The sequence below is a fragment of the Neobacillus sp. SRL179 genome (assembly GCF_984799095.1).
The window spans coordinates 110,595-134,050 of record NZ_OZ481792.1 but is presented as its reverse complement, the minus strand read 5'-3'; the positions used below and the strand labels follow the sequence as shown (position 1 = coordinate 134,050).

Genomic DNA, 23,456 nt, shown 5'->3' with positions numbered 1-23,456 from the left:
AAACTATGCCGAGGTGTCCCGGATTCACAGTTTCCATTCTTACATAAGTAGTTATACTTTAAAGAAAGGTGAAAATCAATTATTCACCTTTATTTTTTTTGATAATTTCTTCAGAAATTGATTTTGGAACTTCTTCGTAGTGATCAAAGTGCATAGAGAAAACTCCACGGCCTTGTGTACTTGAACGAAGTGCTGTAGCATAACCAAACATTTCTGAAAGTGGAACCATTGAACGTACCACTTGAGCATTACCACGTGCTTCCATACCTTCAACACGGCCACGGCGAGCAGTGATTTGTCCCATGATATCACCAAGATATTCTTCTGGGATAACCACTTCAACTCTCATAACAGGTTCAAGGATAACTGGTTGACATTTTGAAGCAGCATTCTTAAGTGCCATTGATGCAGCAATTTTAAACGCCATTTCAGAGGAGTCAACATCATGGTAAGATCCGTCGAATAATCTTGCTTTAATATCAACTAATGGATATCCAGCAAGTACACCACGTTGTAGGGCATCTTCAAGGCCAGCTTGTACAGCAGGGATGTATTCACGAGGAACAACACCACCGACGATACCATTTTCAAACTCAAAGCCTTTACCAGCTTCATTAGGTGAGAATTCAATCCAAACGTGACCGTATTGTCCACGACCACCAGATTGACGTGCAAACTTACCTTCAACTTGTGCTGAGCCTTTGAATGTTTCACGGTAGGCTACCTGTGGAGCACCTACGTTTGCTTCAACCTTGAATTCACGACGCATACGATCAACAATAATATCAAGGTGAAGTTCACCCATACCTGCGATAATAACCTGGCCAGTTTCCTGATCAGTATGCGCACGGAAAGTAGGATCTTCTTCTTGAAGTTTTTGTAATGCAGTTGTCATTTTATCTTGGTCTGCTTTTGATTTTGGTTCAACTGAAAGTTCAATTACTGGCTCAGGGAATTGCATTGACTCTAGAATAACAAGAGATTTCTCGTCACAAAGAGTATCACCAGTAGTTGTATCTTTCAAACCTACAGCAGCAGCAATGTCACCGGCATAAACCTTAGAGATTTCTTTACGGCTGTTTGCATGCATTTGCAGGATACGACCGATACGTTCACGCTTGCCTTTTGTTGAGTTTTGGACATATGATCCAGACTCTAAAGTACCAGAGTAAACACGGAAGAAAGTTAATTTACCAACATAAGGGTCAGTCATAACTTTGAATGCTAGGGCCGAGAATGGCTCTTCATCATCAGAATGACGTTCAATTACTTCTTCTTCATCATCGATTGCGTGACCTTTGATAGAAGGTACATCAAGTGGTGATGGAAGGTAATCGATAACTGCATCCAACATTAGCTGAACACCTTTGTTTTTAAATGCTGATCCACAGATAACAGGGTAGAATTCAACGTTAACAGTACCTTTACGAATCGCTGCTTTTAGCTCTTCTTTAGTGATTTCTTCACCGCCAAGGTATTTTTCCATTAACTCTTCATCAAGTTCTGCTACTGCTTCAACAAGTTTTTCGTGATATTCTTCAGCTTGAGCACGGAATTCTTCCGGAATTTCACGGACTTCAATATCTGTACCTAAGTCATTGCTGTAGAATACTGCGTTCATTTCGACAAGGTCGATGATCGCTTCGAATTGATCTTCAGCACCAATTGGTAACTGAATTGGGTGTGCATTCGCTTGTAAACGGTCATGGATTGTACCAACAGAATATAAGAAATCTGCGCCAATTTTGTCCATTTTGTTTACGAATACAACACGTGGTACACCGTAAGTTGTTGCTTGACGCCAAACTGTTTCAGTTTGAGGTTCAACACCTGACTGTGCATCAAGAACGGCAACCGCACCATCAAGCACACGAAGTGAACGTTCAACTTCAACTGTGAAGTCTACGTGTCCTGGGGTGTCAATGATATTTACACGGTGGCCTTTCCATGATGCTGTTGTTGCTGCGGAAGTAATTGTGATTCCGCGTTCTTGTTCCTGCTCCATCCAGTCCATCTGAGATGCACCTTCATGTGTTTCACCGATCTTATGAATACGACCTGTGTAATAAAGGACACGCTCAGTGGTGGTCGTTTTACCGGCATCAATGTGTGCCATGATACCGATATTACGAGTGTTTTCTAAGGAGAACTCTCTTGCCATTGGGTCTTTCTCCTTCCTAGTATGAAAGTTTTTATATTGAAGGTTAAATTACCAACGATAGTGAGCAAACGCTTTGTTTGCTTCTGCCATTTTGTGTGTATCTTCACGTTTCTTAACAGATGCACCAGTGTTATTAGCTGCATCCATGATTTCGTTAGCTAAACGCTCTTCCATCGTTTTTTCACCACGAAGACGTGCATAGTTAACTAACCAGCGAAGACCTAATGTAGTGCGGCGGTCAGGACGCACCTCAACTGGTACTTGGTAGTTTGCACCACCAACACGACGAGCACGAACTTCTAGTACAGGCATGATATTTTTCATAGCTGCATCAAAAGTTTCCATTGGCTCTTTACCAGTGCGTTCACGAATCGTTTCAAATGCAGAGTAAAGAATTTCTTGCGACTTACCTCTTTTACCGTCAACCATCATTTTGTTGATTAAACGAGTAACTAGTTTAGAATTATATAGCGGATCTGGCAAAACATCTCTCTTTGCTACAGGACCTTTACGAGGCATGTATGTTCCTCCTTTCAACGAAGCTTTTATTTAGTGTGATTATTTTTTTGCTGCTTTTGGTCTCTTAGTACCATATTTTGAGCGGCCTTGCATACGGTTGTTTACACCAGCAGTATCAAGTGCTCCACGTACGATATGATAACGTACCCCTGGTAAGTCTTTTACACGTCCTCCACGGATAAGAACAACACTGTGTTCTTGAAGGTTGTGGCCAATACCAGGAATGTATGCAGTCACCTCAATACCATTCGTCAAACGTACACGAGCATATTTACGTAACGCTGAGTTTGGTTTCTTTGGTGTCATTGTACCAACACGAGTACATACACCGCGTTTTTGTGGTGAAGATACATTAGTTTGTGATTTCTTGAAGCTGTTATAACCTTTATTTAGCGCAGGAGATTTTGACTTCTCTGTCAGTGATTGACGTGGCTTGCGCACTAGTTGGTTAATAGTAGGCATGTTTTGTTTCCTCCCTTCATTATTTGTAAGCCCACACATCCAGGTGGTTCATTTTTTTGCAAAAACAAAGTTTTTGCAGACTCTCTATCTACAAAAACAGTTTTTAACGGATAATGGCTACAGCTGCCGCACCCACTTCAATTCCACATGCTTTTCCGAGTTTTTTCATCGAATCTACATACAGAATCGGTACTTTATACAAAATCGCTTCTTCAACAACCTTTGCCGTAACCTTTGGTTCAGCATCGCTTGCGATAATCAATTCTTGTACATTTCCTTCTTTAAGTGCTTTGACTGTTTGTTTTGTTCCTATAACAACATTTTGTGCCTGAGATACTTTTTCATAAGACATAAATCATATCCTCCAAAGTATTCGTTGAATAGAAGCACCTTTGATATAATAACACCTTACCAAAAAGATGTCAACTAAGGATTTCAATTTTTATTCAATTGATCCTTTGGTAAATAATCTTAAAATAGGGTACTTGCCCTAAGGCAAGTACCTCACTATTTTTGTTAGTCAATTGTAACTGTTTCTTCGGAAGTAGTATCGCGAAGAATTGGCTCTGCCTTACGGTAACGCTGCATACCTGTACCAGCAGGGACAAGCTTACCGATAATTACATTTTCCTTCAAACCAAGCAACTCGTCACGTTTACCCTTGATTGCTGCATCCGTAAGAACTCTTGTGGTTTCTTGGAAGGATGCTGCTGATAAGAATGAATCTGTTTCGAGTGATGCTTTGGTAATTCCAAGTAATACCGGACGTCCTGTTGCCGGTAATTTACCCTCAAGCAATGCCTTTTCGTTTGCATCAGTAAACTGGTGAATATCAAGAAGTGTTCCTGGAAGAACATCTGTTTCACCTGCATCGCTGACACGAATTTTACGAAGCATTTGACGTACCATTACTTCGACGTGTTTATCGCCAATTTCTACCCCTTGCATACGGTAAACCTTTTGAACCTCACGCAATAGGTATTCTTGAACAGACGTAACGTCTTTTACTTTAATTAATTCTTTTGGATCAATTGATCCTTCTGTTAATTCTTGACCACGTTCAACATGGTCATTAACAGCTACTTTTAAGCGGGCTGTATATGGAGCATTGTAGGTACGAGTTTCAACCTCGCCTTGAACGACGATTTCATGTTGACGATCGCGGCCTTCATTAATACCAACAACAACACCTTCAATTTCGGTAATGTGTGCTTGACCTTTAGGATTACGTGCTTCAAAAATTTCTTGAATACGCGGTAAACCTTGGGTAATATCGTCCCCAGCAACACCACCGGTATGGAAAGTACGCATGGTTAACTGCGTTCCTGGTTCACCGATTGATTGAGCAGCGATAATACCAACCGCTTCCCCAACTTCAACCTCTTGACCAGTTGCCAAGTTACGTCCATAACACTTCTTACATACACCATGACGGGTGTTACATGTAAATGCAGATCGAATTTTCACTTCTTCAATACCGGCATTCACAATTACTTCAGCTAAATCTTCTGTTATTAAGCCGTTTTCAGGTACAATAACTTCTTTTGTTTCAGGATGGCGAATAGGCGTACGAGCATATCTTCCGACAAGACGTTCGTCTAGGCCTTCAATAATTTCAGTACCGTCTTTTAGGGCACGGATTAAGAATCCACGATCGGTTCCACAATCATCCTCACGGACAATTACATCCTGAGCCACGTCAACAAGACGACGAGTTAAGTAACCTGAGTCAGCTGTTTTAAGGGCTGTATCGGCAAGACCTTTACGAGCACCATGTGTAGAGATAAAGTATTCTAATACCGTTAAACCTTCACGGAAACTTGATTTGATTGGTAATTCAATAATCCGTCCAGCCGGGTTGGCCATCAGACCACGCATACCAGCAAGCTGCGTAAAGTTAGAGGCATTACCACGGGCACCAGAATCACTCATCATAAAGATTGGATTCGTTTTATTCAAGGACTTCATCAATTTTCCTTGGATGGTGTCTTTCGCAGCACTCCAAATTGCAATAACACGATCATAGCGCTCATCTTCTGTAATAAGACCACGTCTGAATTGCTTCATAACGTTATCTACTTTTTCTTGAGCTTCATGAAGTATTTGTTGTTTCTCAGGAAGTACGACGATATCAGCTACACCAACAGTAATACCTGCCTTAGTTGAATGTTTAAAACCTAAATCCTTCATACGGTCAAGCATCTTAGACGTTTCGGTAATTTTGAAACGCTTAAAGACTTCCGCGATGATATTACCGAGAATTTTCTTTTTAAACGGATCAATCAATGGCATTTCTTTAATTCTAGCTTTAATGTCTTCACCTTTTTCAACAAAATACTTAGCAGGTGTTTCGACTTCTAAGTTTTGTCTAGTTGGTTCATTGATATATGGGAATGATTTTGGCAGAATCTCGTTAAAAATAAGTTTACCAACTGTTGTAATTAATAACTTATTATTTTGTTCTTCTGTAAATGTCTCATTTTTCAATGACCCTGCATGAACAGCCACACGGGTGTGGTAATGAACAAAACCGTTCTGATAGGCAAGGATGGCCTCGTTTGTATCTTTGAAAATCATCCCTTCACCAATTGCATTTTCACGTTCTAAGGTTAAGTAATAGTTTCCTAATACCATGTCCTGTGAAGGTGTAACAACTGGTTTACCATCTTTAGGGTTTAGGATATTTTGCGCTGCCAGCATTAACAAGCGTGCCTCTGCCTGAGCTTCTGCTGATAATGGTACGTGAACCGCCATTTGGTCACCGTCAAAGTCAGCATTATATGCCGTACATACAAGTGGATGCAAGCGAATTGCACGTCCTTCAACAAGTGTTGGTTCGAATGCCTGAATTCCTAATCTATGCAATGTAGGGGCACGGTTTAGTAAAACCGGATGCTCTCTAATTACATCTTCAAGGACATCCCAAACATCTGGAGATACTCTTTCGATTTTCCGCTTAGCAGACTTAATATTGTGAGCCAGACCTTTTTCAACTAGTTCCTTCATAACAAACGGCTTAAACAGTTCAAGCGCCATTTCTTTAGGAAGACCACATTGATACATTTTTAGGTTAGGACCTACAACGATAACAGAACGACCAGAGTAGTCAACACGTTTTCCAAGCAAGTTTTGACGGAAACGACCTTGTTTCCCTTTTAACATATGAGAAAGCGATTTTAACGGACGGTTACCAGGACCTGTAACAGGGCGGCCGCGACGGCCGTTGTCGATTAATGCATCTACTGCTTCTTGAAGCATACGTTTTTCATTTTGCACGATAATACTTGGTGCGCCAAGATCTAATAAACGCTTTAAGCGATTGTTACGGTTAATAACACGACGATAAAGATCGTTTAAATCAGAAGTTGCAAATCTTCCTCCATCCAATTGAACCATCGGACGAAGTTCAGGAGGAATAACAGGAAGCACATCAAGAATCATCCATGAAGGCTCATTTCCAGAGTTACGGAATGCTTCTAACACTTCAAGGCGTTTAATGGCTCTTGTGCGTCGTTGACCTTGTGCTGTTTTTAATTCTTCCTTCAAAGTGTCTACTTCTTTATCAAGATCAATATCAGAAAGAAGCTTTTTAATAGCTTCAGCACCCATTGCAGCATGGAATTTATTTCCGTACTTTTCACGATAGGCACGATATTCTTTTTCAGACAATAGCTGCTTCTTATCAAGCGCTGTATCACCTGATTCTGTTACAACATAAGAAGCAAAATAGATAATCTCTTCTAATGCACGAGGGGACATGTCTAATACAAGACCCATTCGGCTAGGTATACCTTTAAAGTACCATATGTGTGAAACAGGTGCAGCTAACTCAATATGACCCATCCGTTCACGACGAACTTTCGCACGTGTTACTTCAACACCACAACGGTCACAAACGACACCTTTATAACGAACTCGCTTATATTTACCGCAATGACATTCCCAGTCCTTTGTTGGACCAAAAATTCGTTCACAGAACAAGCCGTCCTTTTCAGGTTTTAATGTACGATAGTTAATCGTTTCTGGCTTCTTTACTTCTCCGAAAGACCATGAACGGATTTTATCCGGTGAAGCGAGACCAATTTTCATAAACTCAAAATTATTAACGTCTAGCAAGGGGCCTACCTCCCTTTTAATCTCAGGTTTTACCCTTATCACGTACAAAGGTTAAAGCGCACGGCCCTGCGTGCGCTGCACCATAAAAATAGAGAAATTATTCTTTTGAACCTACTTTTTCTGACTCAAAGCTAGGCGCATCTGGAACGATGTTAAGCGTATCAACTTGTTGTAAGTCATCGTCATCTTCCGTATCGCGCATTTCTATTTCCTCTTCATCTCCAGACAGGATTTTAACATCCAATCCAAGACTCTGAAGTTCTTTAATTAATACTTTAAATGACTCAGGAACACCTGGTTCTGGAACATTTTCACCCTTCACGATGGCTTCATATGTCTTCACACGACCAACCACGTCATCTGATTTAACAGTAAGAATTTCTTGAAGTGTGTAAGCTGCACCATATGCTTCAAGTGCCCATACCTCCATCTCACCGAAACGCTGTCCGCCAAATTGAGCTTTACCGCCAAGAGGCTGCTGTGTAACGAGTGAGTAAGGACCTGTCGAACGAGCGTGTAGTTTATCATCAACCATGTGAGCCAGTTTAATCATATACATAATACCAACCGATACACGATTATCAAACGGTTCACCTGAACGGCCATCATAAAGAACCGTTTTGGCATCACGATCCATACCTGCTTCTTGGATTGTTCCCCACACATCTTCTTCACGGGCTCCGTCAAATACTGGCGTTGCCACATGGATGCCTAGGTATCTTGCCGCCATACCTAAGTGAAGCTCAAGCACCTGACCGATATTCATCCGCGATGGTACCCCTAGTGGATTTAACATGATATCAACCGGTGTGCCATCTGGTAAATAAGGCATATCCTCTTCCGGTAAAATCCGAGAAATTACCCCTTTGTTACCGTGACGACCGGCCATCTTGTCACCTTGATGGATTTTACGTTTTTGAACGATATAAACACGGACAAGTTGGTTTACTCCTGGTGGCAGTTCATCGCCATCTTCACGATTGAAGACTTTAACATCATGAACAATACCGCCGCCGCCATGCGGAACTCTTAGGGAAGTATCCCGAACCTCACGAGCCTTTTCACCAAAAATAGCGTGTAAGAGACGTTCTTCAGCAGTTAACTCGGTAACACCCTTAGGAGTAACTTTACCAACTAGAAGATCACCATCTTTAACTTCCGCACCAGTGCGAATAATACCGCGCTCATCCAAATTACGAAGAGCATCTTCACCAACGTTTGGAATATCACGGGTAATTTCCTCAGGTCCAAGTTTTGTATCACGAGACTCTGATTCGTATTCCTCAATATGAATAGAAGTGTATACATCATCTTTTACAAGACGTTCACTCATAATGATGGCATCTTCATAGTTATAACCATCCCACGTCATGAAGGCTACGAGAACATTACGTCCAAGTGCTAATTCACCTAGTTCCATTGATGGACCATCAGCAAGGATTTCTCCTTTCTTCACACGGTCACCAACTGCAACAATCGGGCGCTGGTTATAACAAGTACCTTGGTTAGAGCGAATGAATTTCAATAGACGGTACTTTTTCAAATCGCCTTTAACTTCTTGTCCATCCACTTCTTTTGTTGCACGTACCCATACTTCACGAGCTTCAACGTGCTCGACAATTCCATCTTGCTTACAGATTACAGCTGCACCTGAGTCTTTTCCTGATACATATTCCATACCAGTACCAACTCTTGGAGCTTCCGGCTGCATAAGTGGAACGGCTTGACGCTGCATGTTTGCACCCATCAAGGCACGGTTTGAGTCATCGTTTTCAAGGAACGGAATACATGCAGTTGCTGCAGATACTACCTGTTTTGGTGATACATCCATATAGTCAATGCGTTCACGTTTAACTACTGTGTTTTCACCACGGAAACGAGCGACTACTTCCTCATCAAGGAAGGTTCCATCGTCACCTAAACGGGAGTTTGCTTGTGCCACTACATAGTTATCTTCTTCATCCGCTGTTAAGTAATCGATACGGGCTGTTACTTTACCGGTATCCGGATCAACACGGCGATAAGGTGTTTCAATAAAACCGAAGCGATTTACCTTTGCATAGGAAGACAACGAGTTTATCAAACCAATATTCGGACCCTCAGGTGTTTCAATTGGACACATCCGGCCATAGTGGGAATAGTGAACGTCACGAACTTCCATTCCAGCACGTTCCCTCGTTAAACCACCAGGTCCTAATGCAGAAAGACGGCGTTTGTGTGTTAATTCCGCTAGTGGATTTGTTTGGTCCATGAATTGAGACAATTGTGAGCTTCCAAAGAACTCTTTAATAGAAGCAATAACTGGACGAATATTAATTAATTGCTGTGGTGTAATGGTTGCCGTATCTTGAATGGACATTCTTTCACGAACCACACGTTCCATACGCGATAAACCAATACGGAATTGGTTTTGGAGCAACTCACCAACAGAACGAAGACGTCTGTTACCTAAGTGGTCAATATCATCCGTATCGCCTACTCCATGCAATAAATTAAAGAAGTAGCTAATCGAAGCAATGATATCTGCCGGTGTAATATTTTTAATTGGCTCTGCCACATAGGCATTACCTAATACATTAATAACTTTTTCGCTTTCTTCCCCCGGCGCATAAATCTTAATGCCTTGAAGCGTGATTTCATCTTCTACTACACCGCCAACGGGATTAAAGCCTTTAAAGTTAACATTCTTTTCAAGAGCTGGAATAATTCTATCAAGGTTTCTTCTATCAAGAAGAGTACCCTTTTCAGCAATTATTTCGCCTGTTTCAGGATCAGCAAGTGATTCTGCTAAACGTTGATTAAATAAGCGATTTTTAATATGAAGCTTTTTGTTGATCTTATAGCGACCTACATTAGCAAGGTCATAGCGTTTAGGATCAAAGAAACGAGATACTAATAAACTCTTTGCATTATCAACTGTAGGCGGCTCACCTGGGCGAAGACGCTCATAAATTTCTAAGAGAGCTTTGTCTACACCTTCTGTGTTATCCTTCTCCAGCGTATTGCGGATGTACTCGTTATCTCCAATCAACTCAATGATTTCTTGATCGGATCCGAAGCCTAATGCACGCAAAAGAACCGTAACGGGCAGTTTCCGAGTACGATCTATTCTCACATATACGACATCTTTGGCATCTGTTTCATACTCCAGCCAAGCGCCGCGGTTCGGAATTACAGTAGCTGTAAATCCTTTTTTGCCGTTTTTATCCAATTTTCCACTAAAGTAGACACTTGGTGAACGCACTAATTGGGAAACAATAACACGTTCTGCGCCATTAATGACAAACGTCCCTGTTTCCGTCATGAGTGGGAAATCACCCATAAATACATCTTGGTCTTTTACTTCGCCTGTTTCTTTGTTCACAAGACGTACTTTTACACGTAATGGAGCTGAATATGTAACGTCCCGTTCTTTTGATTCTTCTACAGAATACTTTGGATCGCCAAGGCTATAATCAATGAACTCAAGTGATAGGTTACCAGTAAAGTCTTCAATTGGTGAAATATCTTGAAACATCTCACGCAATCCCTCATCCAGAAACCATTGATATGAAGAGGTCTGAATTTCAATAAGATTTGGTAATTCTAAAACTTCACTGATTCGTGCGTAACTTCTTCGTTGGCGGTGTCGTCCATACTGAACTAGTTGACCTGTCAACTGATTCACCCCTCAAATCAAGCGTTATTTATTAAATCTATTCAAATCTACAGGTGAACCTTTGGCTTACCTAGTAGACAAAAAGAAAAAGGGTTTTTTACTCAAAAACCACAATTTCACATTTGGATTATTATTTTGTCATCATTTCCTACTTATTCCGTTTTTATACTAGAAATTAAGTATTTAAAGGAATAATTCGGTAATTATTATGATGGCATTTTATAATGCTAACACAACCACCAAAAGGAGTCAACTATTTTATTGCTTTAATAATAAAATAACCTTTTGATTTGTCAATCGTCTCAACATTAGAGAATAGAGTGTTTAACTTTTCAATAGCAGAGGGTGCTCCCTGTTTCTTTTGAATAACAATCCACAGTTCACCTTTCTCTACAAGATGTTCGAAGCATTGCTCAAATATTTCATGAACTGTCTTTTTCCCAGCTCTAATGGGCGGGTTTGTTAAAATAGCAGCAAAGTTCATTTCTTTGACATTCAACAATCGATCACTTTCATATATTCGAACATTTTCAACCCGATTTAAAGCTGCGTTTTCTTTCGCTAATTCTAGTGCCCGTTCATTCACATCAATCATATGTACCAGCCGATCAACTTGATCTTTAGCAATAGATAAACCAATGGGACCATAACCGCAGCCTACATCTAAAATCGGACCAAGTGCATCAGGAACCTGAAACGACTCGATTAATAAACGTGAGCCAAAATCTACTTCTCTTTTGGAAAATACTCCATTATCCGTTTTAAAGCGAAAAAGGTTATTTTTTAATGTAAAGTCCCAAAATTTCGGGTCACTCTCAACCTTTTGGGAACGAGAAAAGTAGTGTTCAGTCATTAGACTCACCTCCTATTGGGGAGTGTTTGTAATTGAGGTATTCGAGGGATAACATTCATAAGGCAAAAAAAGCCCGCTTATAAAGCGAGCTTTTTTCAAATGGTTATTACTTAACTTCAACGTTAGCTCCAACTTCAGAAAGTTTAGCTTTAAGTTCTTCAGCTTCTTCTTTAGAAACGCCTTCTTTAACAGCTTTTGGAGTGTTGTCAACAAGGTCTTTTGCTTCTTTAAGTCCAAGACCAGTGATTTCACGAACAACTTTGATAACCTTGATTTTTTGGTCGCCAGGGCTTGCAAGGATTACATCAAATTCAGTTTGCTCTTCAACAGCAGCTGCACCAGCACCACCAGCAACAGCTACAGGAGCTGCAGCAGTTACGCCGAATTCTTCTTCGATTGCTTTTACAAGATCGTTAAGTTCTAAAACAGTCATAGATTTAACTGCTTCAATGATTTGTTCTTTAGTCATGATTAAGTTTCCTCCTTAGTTTTCAATACGTTTTATTTGTTTAGGCTGTTAGTTTTAACTTACGCGCCTTGTTCTTCTTTTTGTTCTGCAACTGCTTTTGTGACAAGAGCAAGATTGCGGATTGGAGCTTGTAGTACGGAAAGTAACATAGATAGTAAACCTTCGCGTGATGGTAGGTCAGCAAGAGCTTTAATTTCTTCAGCTGTTGCAACATTTCCTTCAATTACACCCGCTTTAAGTTCAAGCGCCTCGTGTTTTTTCGCAAAGTCATTCAAGATTCTAGCTGGTGCTACTACATCTTCAGTACTGAACGCGATTGCGTTTGGTCCTGTTAATGCTTCGTTTAAGCTAGAAAGCTCAGCTGCATCAGCTGCACGGCGTACCATTGAGTTTTTGTAAACTTTGAATTCAACGCCTGCTTCACGAAGTTGTTTACGTAGTTCAGTTACTTCCGCAACTGAAAGGCCACGGTAATCAACAACGACAGTTGATACACTTGCTTTTAACTTATCAGTAATTTCGTCAACTAATTGTTTCTTTAGTTCAATTACACTGCTCATCTTTACACCTCCTGTGAATATCTACATTTATACCAGGCAAGTAAAAACCTCCACATCGTTCAAGACATGGAGGCAGCATACAACAGCTGAATGATCAGCCAATTCTATCGCATTACCTCGGCAGGGAATTAAGCGTCGTAACGCACCTGCTGTCTACAGTACAAATGTTTATTATTTAAACAACAAAATAGATTATATAAAATGTAATCTAAAATGTCAATTGGTAAAAAATTACTTAACTGCTACAGAAGAAGGATCTACCTTCACACCAGGTCCCATTGTTGAAGCAACTGTTACGTTCTTCATGTAAGTTCCTTTTGCTGCAGATGGTTTTACTTTCACCATAGTTTCAAATACAGTTGTAAAGTTTTCAATAAGCTTTTCATTTTCGAAAGATGCTTTACCGATAGGAACGTGGATGTTACCAGCTTTATCTACGCGGTATTCAACTTTACCTGCTTTAATTTCATTAATAGCTCTTGTTACATCAAATGTAACAGTACCTGTTTTAGGGTTTGGCATTAAGCCTTTTGGTCCTAAAGTACGTCCAAGTTTACCAACTTCACCCATCATGTCAGGAGTTGCTACGATTACATCAAATTCAAACCAACCTTGTTGGATTTTGTTAATGTATTCAGTATCACCTACATAATCAGCACCAGCTGCTTCTGCTTCCTTCACCTTTTCACCCTTCGCGAATACTAAAACGCGTTGAGTTTTACCAGTTCCGTTTGGAAGTACAACTGCACCACGGATTTGTTGGTCAGCTTTCTTAGGGTCAACGCCTAAACGGAAAGCTACTTCAAGAGTTGCATCAAATTTTGTGAAATTTGTTTTTTTAGCAAGATCAATTGCTTCAGCAATTGGGTATGCTTTTAGGCGATCTACAAGCTTTGCAGCTTCTAAATACTTTTTACCTTTTTTAGCCATTTTAATTTCCTCCTAGAATGTGGTTTTAGCGAATGATTCTCCCACACTGAAAAGCAGAGGCGCCTTATTCTGCCCTATGAGGCTAGGCGCCATAGCTAGACAGCAGAAAGGTTGCGAGTGAATTCTCTCAGCTGCGCAACCCTCTCATTACAACAATAATCTTTACATGGATTAGTCTTCGATAACAATACCCATGCTGCGTGCAGTACCTTCAACCATGCGCATTGCTGCTTCAACGCTAGCTGCGTTAAGGTCAGGCATTTTTTGTTCCGCAATCTCGCGTACTGTATCACGCTTTACTGTTGCTACTTTATTACGGTTAGGTTCACCAGAACCTGACTGAATTCCAGCTGCTACTTTCAAAAGAACTGCAGCAGGAGGAGTTTTCGTAATAAATGTAAATGAACGGTCTTCAAATACCGTAATTTCAACAGGAATGATTAATCCAGCTTGATCTGCTGTACGAGCGTTAAATTCTTTACAGAATCCCATGATGTTAACACCGGCTTGACCTAATGCAGGACCAACTGGCGGCGCTGGGTTTGCTTTACCAGCAGGAATTTGTAATTTAACAACTTTAATTACTTTTTTAGCCACGAGACACACCTCCTTAAAGTCCGTGATGTGGTAATAGGGAACCTTAGGTACCCTCCCACTCAGGCATATGTCTTTATATGATAATCATAAAGAATCTAAACATTGGTCTAGTCTCATATTGGAGACATACTGACCTATGAAATATTAACACTTTTTAAAAATGATTTCAAGTTTTTTTACAATATCAGTTTATTTTTCTTCCATTTCGAAGATTAACTGTTCTACTTACAATTTCTCTATTTGGTTAAAATCAAGCTCTACTGGTGTATCGCGTCCAAACATATTTACAAGAACTTTTAGTTTAGAACGATCTTTATCCATTTCCTCAATAGATCCAGTGAAGTTTGAAAACGGACCTTCCTTGACCCGAACAGTTTCACCGATTTCATAATCGACGTCCACTCGTTTTTCTTCTACACCCATACGCTTCATTAACGCAGTTACCTCTTCCGGCAAGAGCGGTGTTGGTTTTGAACCTGCCCCAGCTGAGCCAACGAATCCGGTCACTCCAGGTGTGTTTCGAACCACATACCAAGAATCATCTGTCATAACAATTTCGACTAGTACGTATCCTGGGAATACCTTTCGTTTTACAACCTTTTTCTTGCCATTTTTAATCTCTGTTTCTTCTTCTTCAGGAACAACTACACGGAAAATCTTATCCGCCATTCCCATTGATTCTACCCGTTTTTCCAAGTTAGCTTTTACTTTATTTTCATAACCTGAGTAAGTATGAACTACATACCAATTCTTTTCCATTTAAGAGGACTAGTGTCCGTCCCTCCCTATTTTTTATATCAAAACTATTTTTTTCAAAATAAAAAACCCGATTATACGGGTTTTTTGCTGAAATTTCCTGTAGTGTTTACCATTATACCATGAATTTAGATTTATTATTCAAGAATTAAGCGAATCAATTTGGAAATTCCTAAATCTAATACCGCAAAGAACACTCCAAAAAAAACAACCGTAGACAAAACCGTAATGGTCATTCGAGTAAGTTCATTACGTTTTGGCCAGCTAACTTTTCTCATTTCGCGGAAAACTTCACTGAAAAACTTCTTTATACGTTGCATATCCTAACCCCCAACTATCTTAAGTAGCCATACGAATATCTATCTAGTATTATTTTGTTTCCCGGTGGATGGTATGGGTTGCGCAAGTCTTACAATATTTTTTCAGTTCTAATCGATCTGTTTGTGTCTGCTTGCTCTCTGTCGAATAATTCCGCGATCCGCAGTCAACACATGCTAATACTACTTTTTTGCTCATATTCGACACCTTCAACCATTTTTCTTGTGTATCTTTAAAAATGTATCATGACCCCTAATTATTGTCAATAACGCCTAAAACAGATTAATAATATAGACACTTATTACAAGGAAAACTCACGGATTTCCAGATATCTTTCTAGTTTTCTTTTCACTCGCTGCAGGGCATTATCAATGGATTTGACATGACGATTAAGCTCCTCAGAAATTTCCTGATAGGATTGTCCATCTAGGTATAACGCCAAAACTTTCCTCTCCAAATCGCTTAATAATTCGGTCATTTTAATTTCGATGTGGTCAAATTCCTCTTGATTAATAATTAACTCTTCCGGGTCCAATACCTTTGCACCTGACAATACATCCATCAAGGTTCTGTCAGACTCTTCATCATAAATAGGCTTGTCCAATGATACATAAGAATTTAGCGGGATATGTTTTTGCCGTGTGGCAGTCTTAATCGCTGTAATAATCTGGCGGGTTATACACAATTCAGCAAACGCTTTAAAGGAAGTGAGCTTGTCCTCACGAAAATCACGAATTGCTTTGTATAAACCGATCATACCCTCTTGAACAATATCTTCTTTATCTGCTCCAATTAAAAAATAGGATCTTGCTTTTGCACGCACAAAATTACGATACTTGTGGATTAAATAATCCAATGCTTCACTATCACCTTGGTGTACCAAATCGACTATTCCCTCGTCATCCATAGCGAAAAAATGCTCGTTAATCTTTGTTCCGAAGTCCGTACTCAAAGTAGATCCCCTCCACCGAACATCCATAGATATTTTTAGTATACAGTACAAATATTTTGAAGTCGAGTGCTCATTTCTCTCCTCTGCGCCATTTTTCAAAAATTTCTGCCATTTCTTCACTAATCGGTATTTTGGAGACTGGTTTTTTCTCTTGGATCTTCTTCACATTTTTTTCTATACCCTTTTCAATGGATGACATCTCAATTAGCAGTTCACGCGCAGAAATACGTAATGCCCCTTGTCCAAAAATGGCCCATTGCTCTGTAAAATCAGAAGTAGCGACATGAATTTGCGTTTTCCGGTTACTTAAACTGATCGCCATTTTTTCAATCCGCTCGTCCGCCGTTTCATTTTCTTTTGTAAAGATGACTTCTACTTTATGGTTTTTATATTTCTTCTCAATTCCTTGCACACCATAGGCATCGAATACAACAATTACACGGAAACCAGAAAAGGCTTGGTACTCTGCCATTCTTTCGACAAGGCGATCCCTTGCCGCAGGTAAATCGCGATCCCTTAATGCTCTTAACTCTGGCCAGGCTCCGATAATGTTATATCCGTCAACAAGCAGAATATCCATATCCTACCTCTCAAGGGGATTACGTTTTCGGTATACCTCGTACATGAGTAATGATGCAGCAACAGAAGCATTTAACGAGGTCACACGCCCGACCATCGGCAATTGAATAAGAAAATCACATTTTTCACGAATTAACCTTCCCATCCCTTTTCCTTCACTGCCTATTACTAAGCCAAGCGGAAGAGTGCCATCGATTTGGCGGTAATCTTCCTTACCTTTGGCATCTGTTCCAGCAATCCAAACGCCCCGTTCCTTTAATTCCTCAATTGTACGTGCCATGTTTGTGACGCGGACAACTGGAATATATTCAATTGCACCTGTTGATGCTTTGGCAACGGTCGCCGTTAAACCTACAGCCCTGCGCTTTGGAATAATAATTCCATGCGCCCCGACTGCATCCGCTGTCCTCATAATCGAACCAAGGTTATGCGGGTCCTCAATTTCATCTAACAATAGAAAGAAGGGTGCCTCGTTCTTCTTCTCTGCCGCAGTAAATAAATCGTCTATTTCTGCATATTGGTAGGCAGCGACATACGCAAGCACACCTTGATGATTTTCACCAGAGATTTGGTCAATTTTCTTCTTAGGAACGAATTGGACAAGAACATTTGATTCTTTTGCTAACTGTGTGATTTGTTGCATTTGGCCGCGCTGTGAACCTTCCGCAATTAATATTTTATTAATGTCTCGTTCAGATTTAAGTGCTTCAATCACTGGATTCTTTCCAACGATATATTCTTGCTCGTGATCTTGATTCATTCTGATGTTCCTCCTTTCGGCTCATCTACATAACTAAATGCCTTCTCTACAAGTTCTTCTAAGCGTTCCTTTTGATCCTCTAAAAATAAATAACCCATTAAAGCCTCAAAGGCCGTACTATAACGATACGTCTGAACATCTGTATTTTTTGGAACTGTGCCGGACTTGGCATTTCTGCCGCGCATAACCACAGCTGTTTCCTCTTCAGTTAAAAGTTGATCATCCATCATTTGAAAAAGAATTTTGCATTGTGCTTTCGCTGACACGTACCTTGTCGCTAAATGGTGCAATTGGTTTGGTCTAACTTTACCACTATACAAAAGGTGCCGTCTTACATACACCTCAAAGATCGCATCTCCCATATAGGCAAGGGCAAGACTATTCAATTGTTTGGCATCAACGTTGTTTTCATAATCAAGCATGAATTAGCCTCTTTTCCATCTTGTACCTTGTGGTGTATCTTCTAAAATTATATTCATTTCCTTAAGCTGATCTCTTATTTGGTCGGACAGTTGGAAATTTCGATCCTTTCGTGCTTGATTGCGCTTTTCAATCAAGGCATCAATTTCCTCATCTAACATTTCTTCTCCGCCAAGTGTTAATCCTAATACCCCGAATAACTCTTCAAATTTATTTGTAAAAGCATCAATAACCTCAACGGCTGTATTTTTCTCTAATAGATAATAGTTGGCAAGCTTGGAGAGTTCGAATAAGACCGAGATCGCTAAGGCTGAATTAAAATCATCATCCATTGCCTCAATAAATTGATTTTGTAAGACAGTAATTTTATCGAGCCATTCTTGATTATTATTCGTTAAATCTGTACTTGCTTCTTTTCGATGCTTTAGATTTTGATAAGATGTCGTTAAACGTTCATAGGCCGCTTTGGTACTCTCCAACAATTCCTCACTGTAGTTAATAGGATTGCGATAATGGACAGACAACATGAAAAAGCGCAGTACCTGTGGGTTATGCCGTTGAATGATGTCATGTACAAGGACAAAGTTCCCGAGTGACTTCGACATTTTTTCATTATCGATATTAATATAACCGTTGTGCATCCAGTACCTAGAAAAAAGTTTTCCCGAAAGGGCCTCAGATTGAGCAATTTCATTCTCATGGTGCGGGAACGTTAAATCCTGGCCGCCGGCATGGATATCAATTGTATCGCCAAGATACTTTTTCGCCATTGCCGAGCATTCAATATGCCAGCCTGGCCGCCCGTGTCCCCAAGGACTTTCCCAATTAATTTCCCCTTCTTTTGCCGCTTTCCATAAAGCAAAGTCTAAGTCATCTTCTTTTTTATCGCCGACTTCAATTCTTGCTCCGACCTGAAGGTCATCAATCGATTGATGGGACAGCTTTCCATATTCATCAAATTTTCTTGTCCTGAAATAAACATCACCTTCTGATTCATAGGCAAAACCTTTTTTCACTAATTGATCAATAAAATCAACGATTATGTCCATATTTTCCATAACACGTGGATGAACATCGGCTTTTTGGCAGCCTAATGCTGAAACATCTTCAAAATAAGCATGAATAAATCGATTGGCAATCGTTGGAACATCTTCACCTAACTGATTGGCCGCACGGATTAATTTATCATCGACATCGGTAAAGTTGGAAACATATTGGACATCGTAGCCCCGATATTCTAAGTAGCGGCGAACGGTATCAAAAACGATCGCTGGTCTTGCATTACCGATATGAATATAATTATAGACGGTTGGACCGCAAACATACATTTTTACCTTTCCTTCTTCGAGCGGTACAAATGTCTCCTTCTTACGTGTAAGGGTATTATAAAGTTGAATGGCCATTGAGTTGTATCCTTTCTTCTTTTAGTTCTTTCAGTTCTTGTCTTAACTGATTTACTTCATTTTGCATTTCCTTTAAGCGGTCAGCAATAGGGTCTGGAAGGTCACAATGGTTTAAATCCTTCGATTGATTAATCCGCTTTCCATCTTGGATGACCACCCTGCCTGGAATCCCTACTACTGTAGAGTTTGGAGGCACCTCTTTTAAAACAACAGAACCGCCGCCAATCTTGGAATTTTCACCGATCGTAATCGATCCCAGCACTTTTGCCCCAGTGGCAATTAAAACATTATCTTTAACGGTAGGATGCCGCTTCCCCTTTTCTTTACCAGTTCCACCCAGCGTTACGCCTTGATAGATAGTTACATTATTCCCAATTTCGCATGTTTCCCCAATCACAACCCCCATGCCATGGTCAATAAAAAATCTTCTGCCTATTTTTGCCCCAGGATGAATTTCAATTCCGGTAAAAAATCGGCTCACTTGTGAAATAAATCGGGCAAGAAAAAATAATTTTCGATTAAAAAGCGCATGTGCTATCCGATGTGCCCAAATGGCATGCAGGCCGGAATAAGTTAAAACTACTTCAAAATAATTTCTCGCCGCTGGATCTTGTTCAAAAACTACCTCGACGTCCTCCTTCATCTTTTTGAACATCGTCAATCCCCCTTGTTATGTGACGATAATCTCGTCAAAAAATGAATTTAAAAAAATAAAAGCGCCCCTGTCATATTGACAGAGACGCTTAATGCGTGGTTCCACTCTGATTAGACCTTCAGGCTCCTACCATACCAATATGGTGTTAGCAGCGCTTTATCAGGTCTCACTCTACCTTGTTAACGGATGAATCCGCCCAAATCTACTTGAAGTTGACTCCTTTCGAAATGGGGCTCAGAGGTGCATTTCAAAAAACGAGAGGCTTAAACCACTTTCAGCCGGTGATGGTTCTCTCTATAAAGCATCTTTTTTTTACTTTTCCTCATCTACGCTTTAGTTATATAAAATTCTTTCTTTTACTATATTACATTTTCGTAATAATGTTAACCAATAATTTTTTCAATTCTTTTTTGAACGGTATGTTTGCCTAAAAGTTCAATTGTCTCTGGCAGGTCTGGTCCATGTGTTTGGCCTGTTACAGCTGCCCGAATTGGCATAAACAGGTTCTTTCCTTTTTGGCCAGTGGACTTCTGGACAGCTTTCATAGCAGCCTTAATTCCATCCGCTTTAAAACGGTCCAATTGGTCAAGTTCCTGAGAAAATGCCTTCAACACTTCTGGAACAGTTTCCCCAGCTAATACTTCCTTAGCTTCTGCTTCATAAACCGCATCTTCTTGGAAGAATAAATCCGATAATTCTACGATTTCCGCACCATAGCTCATTTTTTCTTGTAAAAGTGCCACTAAGCTCCGTGCCCACTGATGCTCTTCGTCCGTCATGCTCTCACTTAAGCGTCCTGCCTTAACTAAGTGTGGAAGGGCGAGCTCCAATGCCCGGTCCACTTCAATCTTTTTCATATATTGATTGTTCATCCATGTCAACTTTTGTTTATCAAAAAGTGCCGGTGATTTTGAGAGGCGATGAGCATCAAAAATCTGAATAAATTCTTCTTTGGTGTATAGCTCCTCTTCACCTGCCGGCGACCAGCCGAGCAAAGTAATAAAGTTAAATAACGCTTCTGGAAGGAAGCCTAGTTCTTCATATTGTTCAATAAACTGAATAATTGATTCATCACGCTTACTTAACTTTTTACGGCTTTCATTGACGATCAAAGTCATATGACCAAAAATTGGCGGCTCCCAGCCTAATGCTTCGTAAACCATCAACTGTTTAGGTGTATTGGAGATATGATCATCACCACGAAGTACATGAGATATCGCCATTAAATGGTCATCGATGGCAACAGCAAAGTTATACGTAGGCGTTCCATCCTTTTTCGCCATTACCCAGTCGCCCATTCCTTCGGATTCAAAAGAGACAGTCCCTTTGACCATATCATCAAACGTATAAGTTTTCCCTTCAGGAACGGCAATACGAATGCTTGGCTGACGCCCTTCTTTTTCATATTGCTGACGTTGTTCATCCGTTAAGTGACGGCATTTACCTGAATAATGAGGTGTTTCACCTCGTGCCATCTGTTCTTCACGTTCTGCTTCAATTTCTTCTTCCGTACAATAACATTTATATGCATGGCCGCTTTCTAATAATTGCTTATAGTAGGTTTGATAAATATCATTTCGCTCTGATTGGCGATACGGGCCATATTCACCGCCGACATCTACTCCTTCATCCCAATCCATGCCAAGCCATTTTAAATATTTTAATTGGCTTTCCTCACCGCCAGCAATGTTACGTTTTTTATCTGTATCCTCAATGCGGAGAATGAATTTTCCACCTTGGTTACGAGCAAATAAATAATTGAATAATGCTGTACGGGCGTTTCCAATATGTAAATGTCCTGTTGGACTTGGAGCATACCTCACACGAACTTCATTTGACATCATAATGCCTCCATTGTAGAAAAGGGAAGCCCAATCCAGTGGGGCTAGACACTCTTCTTAGTTTAAATATTTACCTGATTCATTTTACCATTGTCTATTTCACTGTAAAAGGTTAATTGCTTGTCTTTTTCAACAAGACGACGGCCTGGGAGGCTATACCCTCGCCCCTGCCAGGAAAACCAAGTTTTTCTGTCGTTGTCGCCTTTACATTAATTTGGTCGATGGCAGCTTCGAGTAACTCAGCAATTCGTGCCTGCATTTGTCCGATATAGGGAGCCATTTTCGGTTTTTGAGCAATAATGGTACAGTCGGCATTCACCAGCTCATAACCTTTCTCCTTTACCAGCTTCCAAACATGCTCCATCAGTTTAGCCGAATCAGCATCCTTAAAATTCGGATCGGTATCCGGAAAGTGTTTGCCGATATCGCCTTCGCCAATGGCACCAAGGCAAGCATCGGAAATGGTATGTAATAAAACATCCGCATCAGAATGACCTAATAGGCCCTTTTCATAGGGAATGTTGATACCGCCAATAATGAGCGGGCGCCCCTCTGTTAATTGGTGAACATCAAAGCCTTGTCCGATTCGAAACATCAATAAAACTCCTTTATAATAGACTGGATGTAGTTTCTTGCCTCAGGCACTTCAATCAGTTGGATATCAACCTCGGGAAGCTCAAATTAAAGAAACTTCCGCTTCTCAAGAATAGCCTTTGCAAAGTATAAATCTTCTGGTGTTGTCAGTTTAATATTATCATAATCCCCTTGAACCATAGCCACAGGATAGTCAAGACGTTCCACTAAACTAGCATCATCTGTCCCAAGATAATGATCCTGCTCAGCTTGGTCATAGGCCTTCCTGAGTAAGGAAACGCGAAAAGCTTGTGGGGTTTGAACAGCCCACAAGCTTGAACGGTCGACAGTTTCCACTACTACACCATCTAGTACCTTTTTCATTGTGTCTTTTGCTGGGACCCCAATAATGGCAGCACCGGTTTCCTCTGCCTTTTTGATTAAGCGGTGAATCTGTTCCGTTCGAATAAACGGCCGAGCTGCATCATGGACAAGAATAATGCCATCGGTTTTGACTGTTTTAAGGGCATTATAGATACTATGCTGGCGCTCTTCTCCACCTGGCACTAAACTGATTACTTTCGTTACATTATACTGTTTTAGAATGGCCATAATCTCAGTCTCATCCTGAGGATTTGCTGCTAAAATAATGCCGAGACATGCATCATCCTCCTCAAATACCTTTAAGGTATGAATGAGCACGGGCACTCCATTGAGTTCTAATAACAGCTTATTTTTTCCCGCCTGCATTCTTTTTCCCAACCCAGCCGCCGGGAGAATGACTTGGTAAGTCATAAAAAAACCCCATTCTATCTACTTTGCTACTGAACAATTCTCTATATGAGAATTGTCCAGTCCCAGCCATATGGGCTTA

General features: G+C 40.4%; 23 protein-coding genes and 2 other annotated features. All 23 genes read right to left on the bottom strand.

Annotation, left to right across the window (positions count from 1 at the left end):
• Window positions 1–79 precede the first annotated feature (79 nt).
• Complete coding sequence (fusA, locus tag AC4E8C_RS00680) at window positions 80–2,161, bottom strand: elongation factor G (RefSeq protein ID WP_490209470.1); 2,082 nt, start codon at window positions 2,159–2,161, stop codon at window positions 80–82.
• Window positions 2,162–2,209: 48 nt separating this feature from the next.
• On the bottom strand, window positions 2,210–2,680 hold the full coding sequence (gene rpsG / locus AC4E8C_RS00675; protein WP_490209468.1) for a 30S ribosomal protein S7: 471 nt from the start codon (window positions 2,678–2,680) through the stop codon (window positions 2,210–2,212).
• Between the two features lie 39 nt (window positions 2,681–2,719).
• A complete protein-coding gene (gene rpsL / locus AC4E8C_RS00670; RefSeq protein ID WP_490209466.1) occupies window positions 2,720–3,142 on the bottom strand; it encodes a 30S ribosomal protein S12 in 423 nt (140 codons plus the stop codon).
• 103 nt (window positions 3,143–3,245) lie between these two features.
• Window positions 3,246–3,494: a 50S ribosomal protein L7ae-like protein gene (locus AC4E8C_RS00665; RefSeq protein WP_490209465.1), complete on the bottom strand. Its 249-nt coding sequence runs from the start codon at window positions 3,492–3,494 to the stop codon at window positions 3,246–3,248.
• A 164-nt stretch (window positions 3,495–3,658) separates the two neighbouring features.
• Entirely contained in the window at window positions 3,659–7,258 is a 3,600-nt protein-coding gene (gene rpoC / locus AC4E8C_RS00660; RefSeq protein WP_490209463.1) for a DNA-directed RNA polymerase subunit beta', read from the bottom strand.
• Between the two features lie 97 nt (window positions 7,259–7,355).
• Entirely contained in the window at window positions 7,356–10,916 is a 3,561-nt protein-coding gene (gene rpoB / locus AC4E8C_RS00655) for a DNA-directed RNA polymerase subunit beta (RefSeq protein ID WP_490209461.1), read from the bottom strand.
• Between the two features lie 253 nt (window positions 10,917–11,169).
• The gene (locus AC4E8C_RS00650) at window positions 11,170–11,769 is read right to left on the bottom strand and encodes a class I SAM-dependent methyltransferase (protein ID WP_490209459.1); all 600 of its coding nucleotides are present in this window, start codon (window positions 11,767–11,769) and stop codon (window positions 11,170–11,172) included.
• 106 nt (window positions 11,770–11,875) lie between these two features.
• Window positions 11,876–12,238, bottom strand: coding sequence for a 50S ribosomal protein L7/L12 (gene rplL, locus AC4E8C_RS00645; protein WP_490209457.1), 363 nt, complete (start codon window positions 12,236–12,238; stop codon window positions 11,876–11,878).
• 59 nt (window positions 12,239–12,297) lie between these two features.
• On the bottom strand, window positions 12,298–12,798 hold the full coding sequence (rplJ, locus tag AC4E8C_RS00640; protein ID WP_490209455.1) for a 50S ribosomal protein L10: 501 nt from the start codon (window positions 12,796–12,798) through the stop codon (window positions 12,298–12,300).
• Window positions 12,799–12,830: 32 nt separating this feature from the next.
• Window positions 12,831–12,975: a sequence feature (ribosomal protein L10 leader region), on the bottom strand.
• 54 nt (window positions 12,976–13,029) lie between these two features.
• Window positions 13,030–13,728: a 50S ribosomal protein L1 gene (gene rplA / locus AC4E8C_RS00635; RefSeq protein WP_490209453.1), complete on the bottom strand. Its 699-nt coding sequence runs from the start codon at window positions 13,726–13,728 to the stop codon at window positions 13,030–13,032.
• Window positions 13,729–13,899: 171 nt separating this feature from the next.
• The gene (gene rplK / locus AC4E8C_RS00630) at window positions 13,900–14,325 is read right to left on the bottom strand and encodes a 50S ribosomal protein L11 (RefSeq protein ID WP_007085303.1); all 426 of its coding nucleotides are present in this window, start codon (window positions 14,323–14,325) and stop codon (window positions 13,900–13,902) included.
• 225 nt (window positions 14,326–14,550) lie between these two features.
• A complete protein-coding gene (gene nusG, locus AC4E8C_RS00625; RefSeq protein ID WP_490209451.1) occupies window positions 14,551–15,084 on the bottom strand; it encodes a transcription termination/antitermination protein NusG in 534 nt (177 codons plus the stop codon).
• Window positions 15,085–15,218: 134 nt separating this feature from the next.
• Window positions 15,219–15,401: a preprotein translocase subunit SecE gene (gene secE / locus AC4E8C_RS00620; RefSeq protein ID WP_490209449.1), complete on the bottom strand. Its 183-nt coding sequence runs from the start codon at window positions 15,399–15,401 to the stop codon at window positions 15,219–15,221.
• Between the two features lie 49 nt (window positions 15,402–15,450).
• Complete coding sequence (gene rpmG, locus AC4E8C_RS00615) at window positions 15,451–15,597, bottom strand: 50S ribosomal protein L33 (protein ID WP_490209447.1); 147 nt, start codon at window positions 15,595–15,597, stop codon at window positions 15,451–15,453.
• 103 nt (window positions 15,598–15,700) lie between these two features.
• A complete protein-coding gene (sigH, locus tag AC4E8C_RS00610) occupies window positions 15,701–16,351 on the bottom strand; it encodes an RNA polymerase sporulation sigma factor SigH (protein ID WP_490209445.1) in 651 nt (216 codons plus the stop codon).
• A gap of 70 nt (window positions 16,352–16,421) precedes the next feature.
• Complete coding sequence (locus AC4E8C_RS00605; RefSeq protein ID WP_490209443.1) at window positions 16,422–16,931, bottom strand: NYN domain-containing protein; 510 nt, start codon at window positions 16,929–16,931, stop codon at window positions 16,422–16,424.
• A gap of 3 nt (window positions 16,932–16,934) precedes the next feature.
• Entirely contained in the window at window positions 16,935–17,690 is a 756-nt protein-coding gene (gene rlmB, locus AC4E8C_RS00600; RefSeq protein WP_490209442.1) for a 23S rRNA (guanosine(2251)-2'-O)-methyltransferase RlmB, read from the bottom strand.
• Window positions 17,687–18,112: a Mini-ribonuclease 3 gene (locus tag AC4E8C_RS00595; protein WP_490209440.1), complete on the bottom strand. Its 426-nt coding sequence runs from the start codon at window positions 18,110–18,112 to the stop codon at window positions 17,687–17,689. Before AC4E8C_RS00595 ends, rlmB begins: the two co-directional genes overlap by 4 nt.
• Window positions 18,113–18,115: 3 nt before the next feature.
• Window positions 18,116–19,513, bottom strand: coding sequence for a cysteine--tRNA ligase (gene cysS, locus AC4E8C_RS00590; protein ID WP_490209439.1), 1,398 nt, complete (start codon window positions 19,511–19,513; stop codon window positions 18,116–18,118).
• The gene (gene cysE / locus AC4E8C_RS00585) at window positions 19,494–20,168 is read right to left on the bottom strand and encodes a serine O-acetyltransferase (protein ID WP_490209437.1); all 675 of its coding nucleotides are present in this window, start codon (window positions 20,166–20,168) and stop codon (window positions 19,494–19,496) included. The genes cysS and cysE overlap by 20 nt, the downstream gene beginning before the upstream one ends.
• A gap of 77 nt (window positions 20,169–20,245) precedes the next feature.
• Window positions 20,246–20,506, bottom strand: a binding site (T-box leader).
• 45 nt (window positions 20,507–20,551) lie between these two features.
• The gene (gltX, locus tag AC4E8C_RS00580) at window positions 20,552–22,009 is read right to left on the bottom strand and encodes a glutamate--tRNA ligase (protein ID WP_490212426.1); all 1,458 of its coding nucleotides are present in this window, start codon (window positions 22,007–22,009) and stop codon (window positions 20,552–20,554) included.
• Between the two features lie 112 nt (window positions 22,010–22,121).
• Window positions 22,122–22,604 carry a 2-C-methyl-D-erythritol 2,4-cyclodiphosphate synthase gene (ispF, locus tag AC4E8C_RS00575; RefSeq protein ID WP_490209436.1) on the bottom strand — a complete coding sequence of 161 codons (483 nt, stop codon included), beginning with the start codon at window positions 22,602–22,604 and terminating at the stop codon, window positions 22,122–22,124.
• A gap of 86 nt (window positions 22,605–22,690) precedes the next feature.
• The gene (gene ispD, locus AC4E8C_RS00570; RefSeq protein ID WP_490209435.1) at window positions 22,691–23,377 is read right to left on the bottom strand and encodes a 2-C-methyl-D-erythritol 4-phosphate cytidylyltransferase; all 687 of its coding nucleotides are present in this window, start codon (window positions 23,375–23,377) and stop codon (window positions 22,691–22,693) included.
• Window positions 23,378–23,456 lie beyond the last annotated feature (79 nt).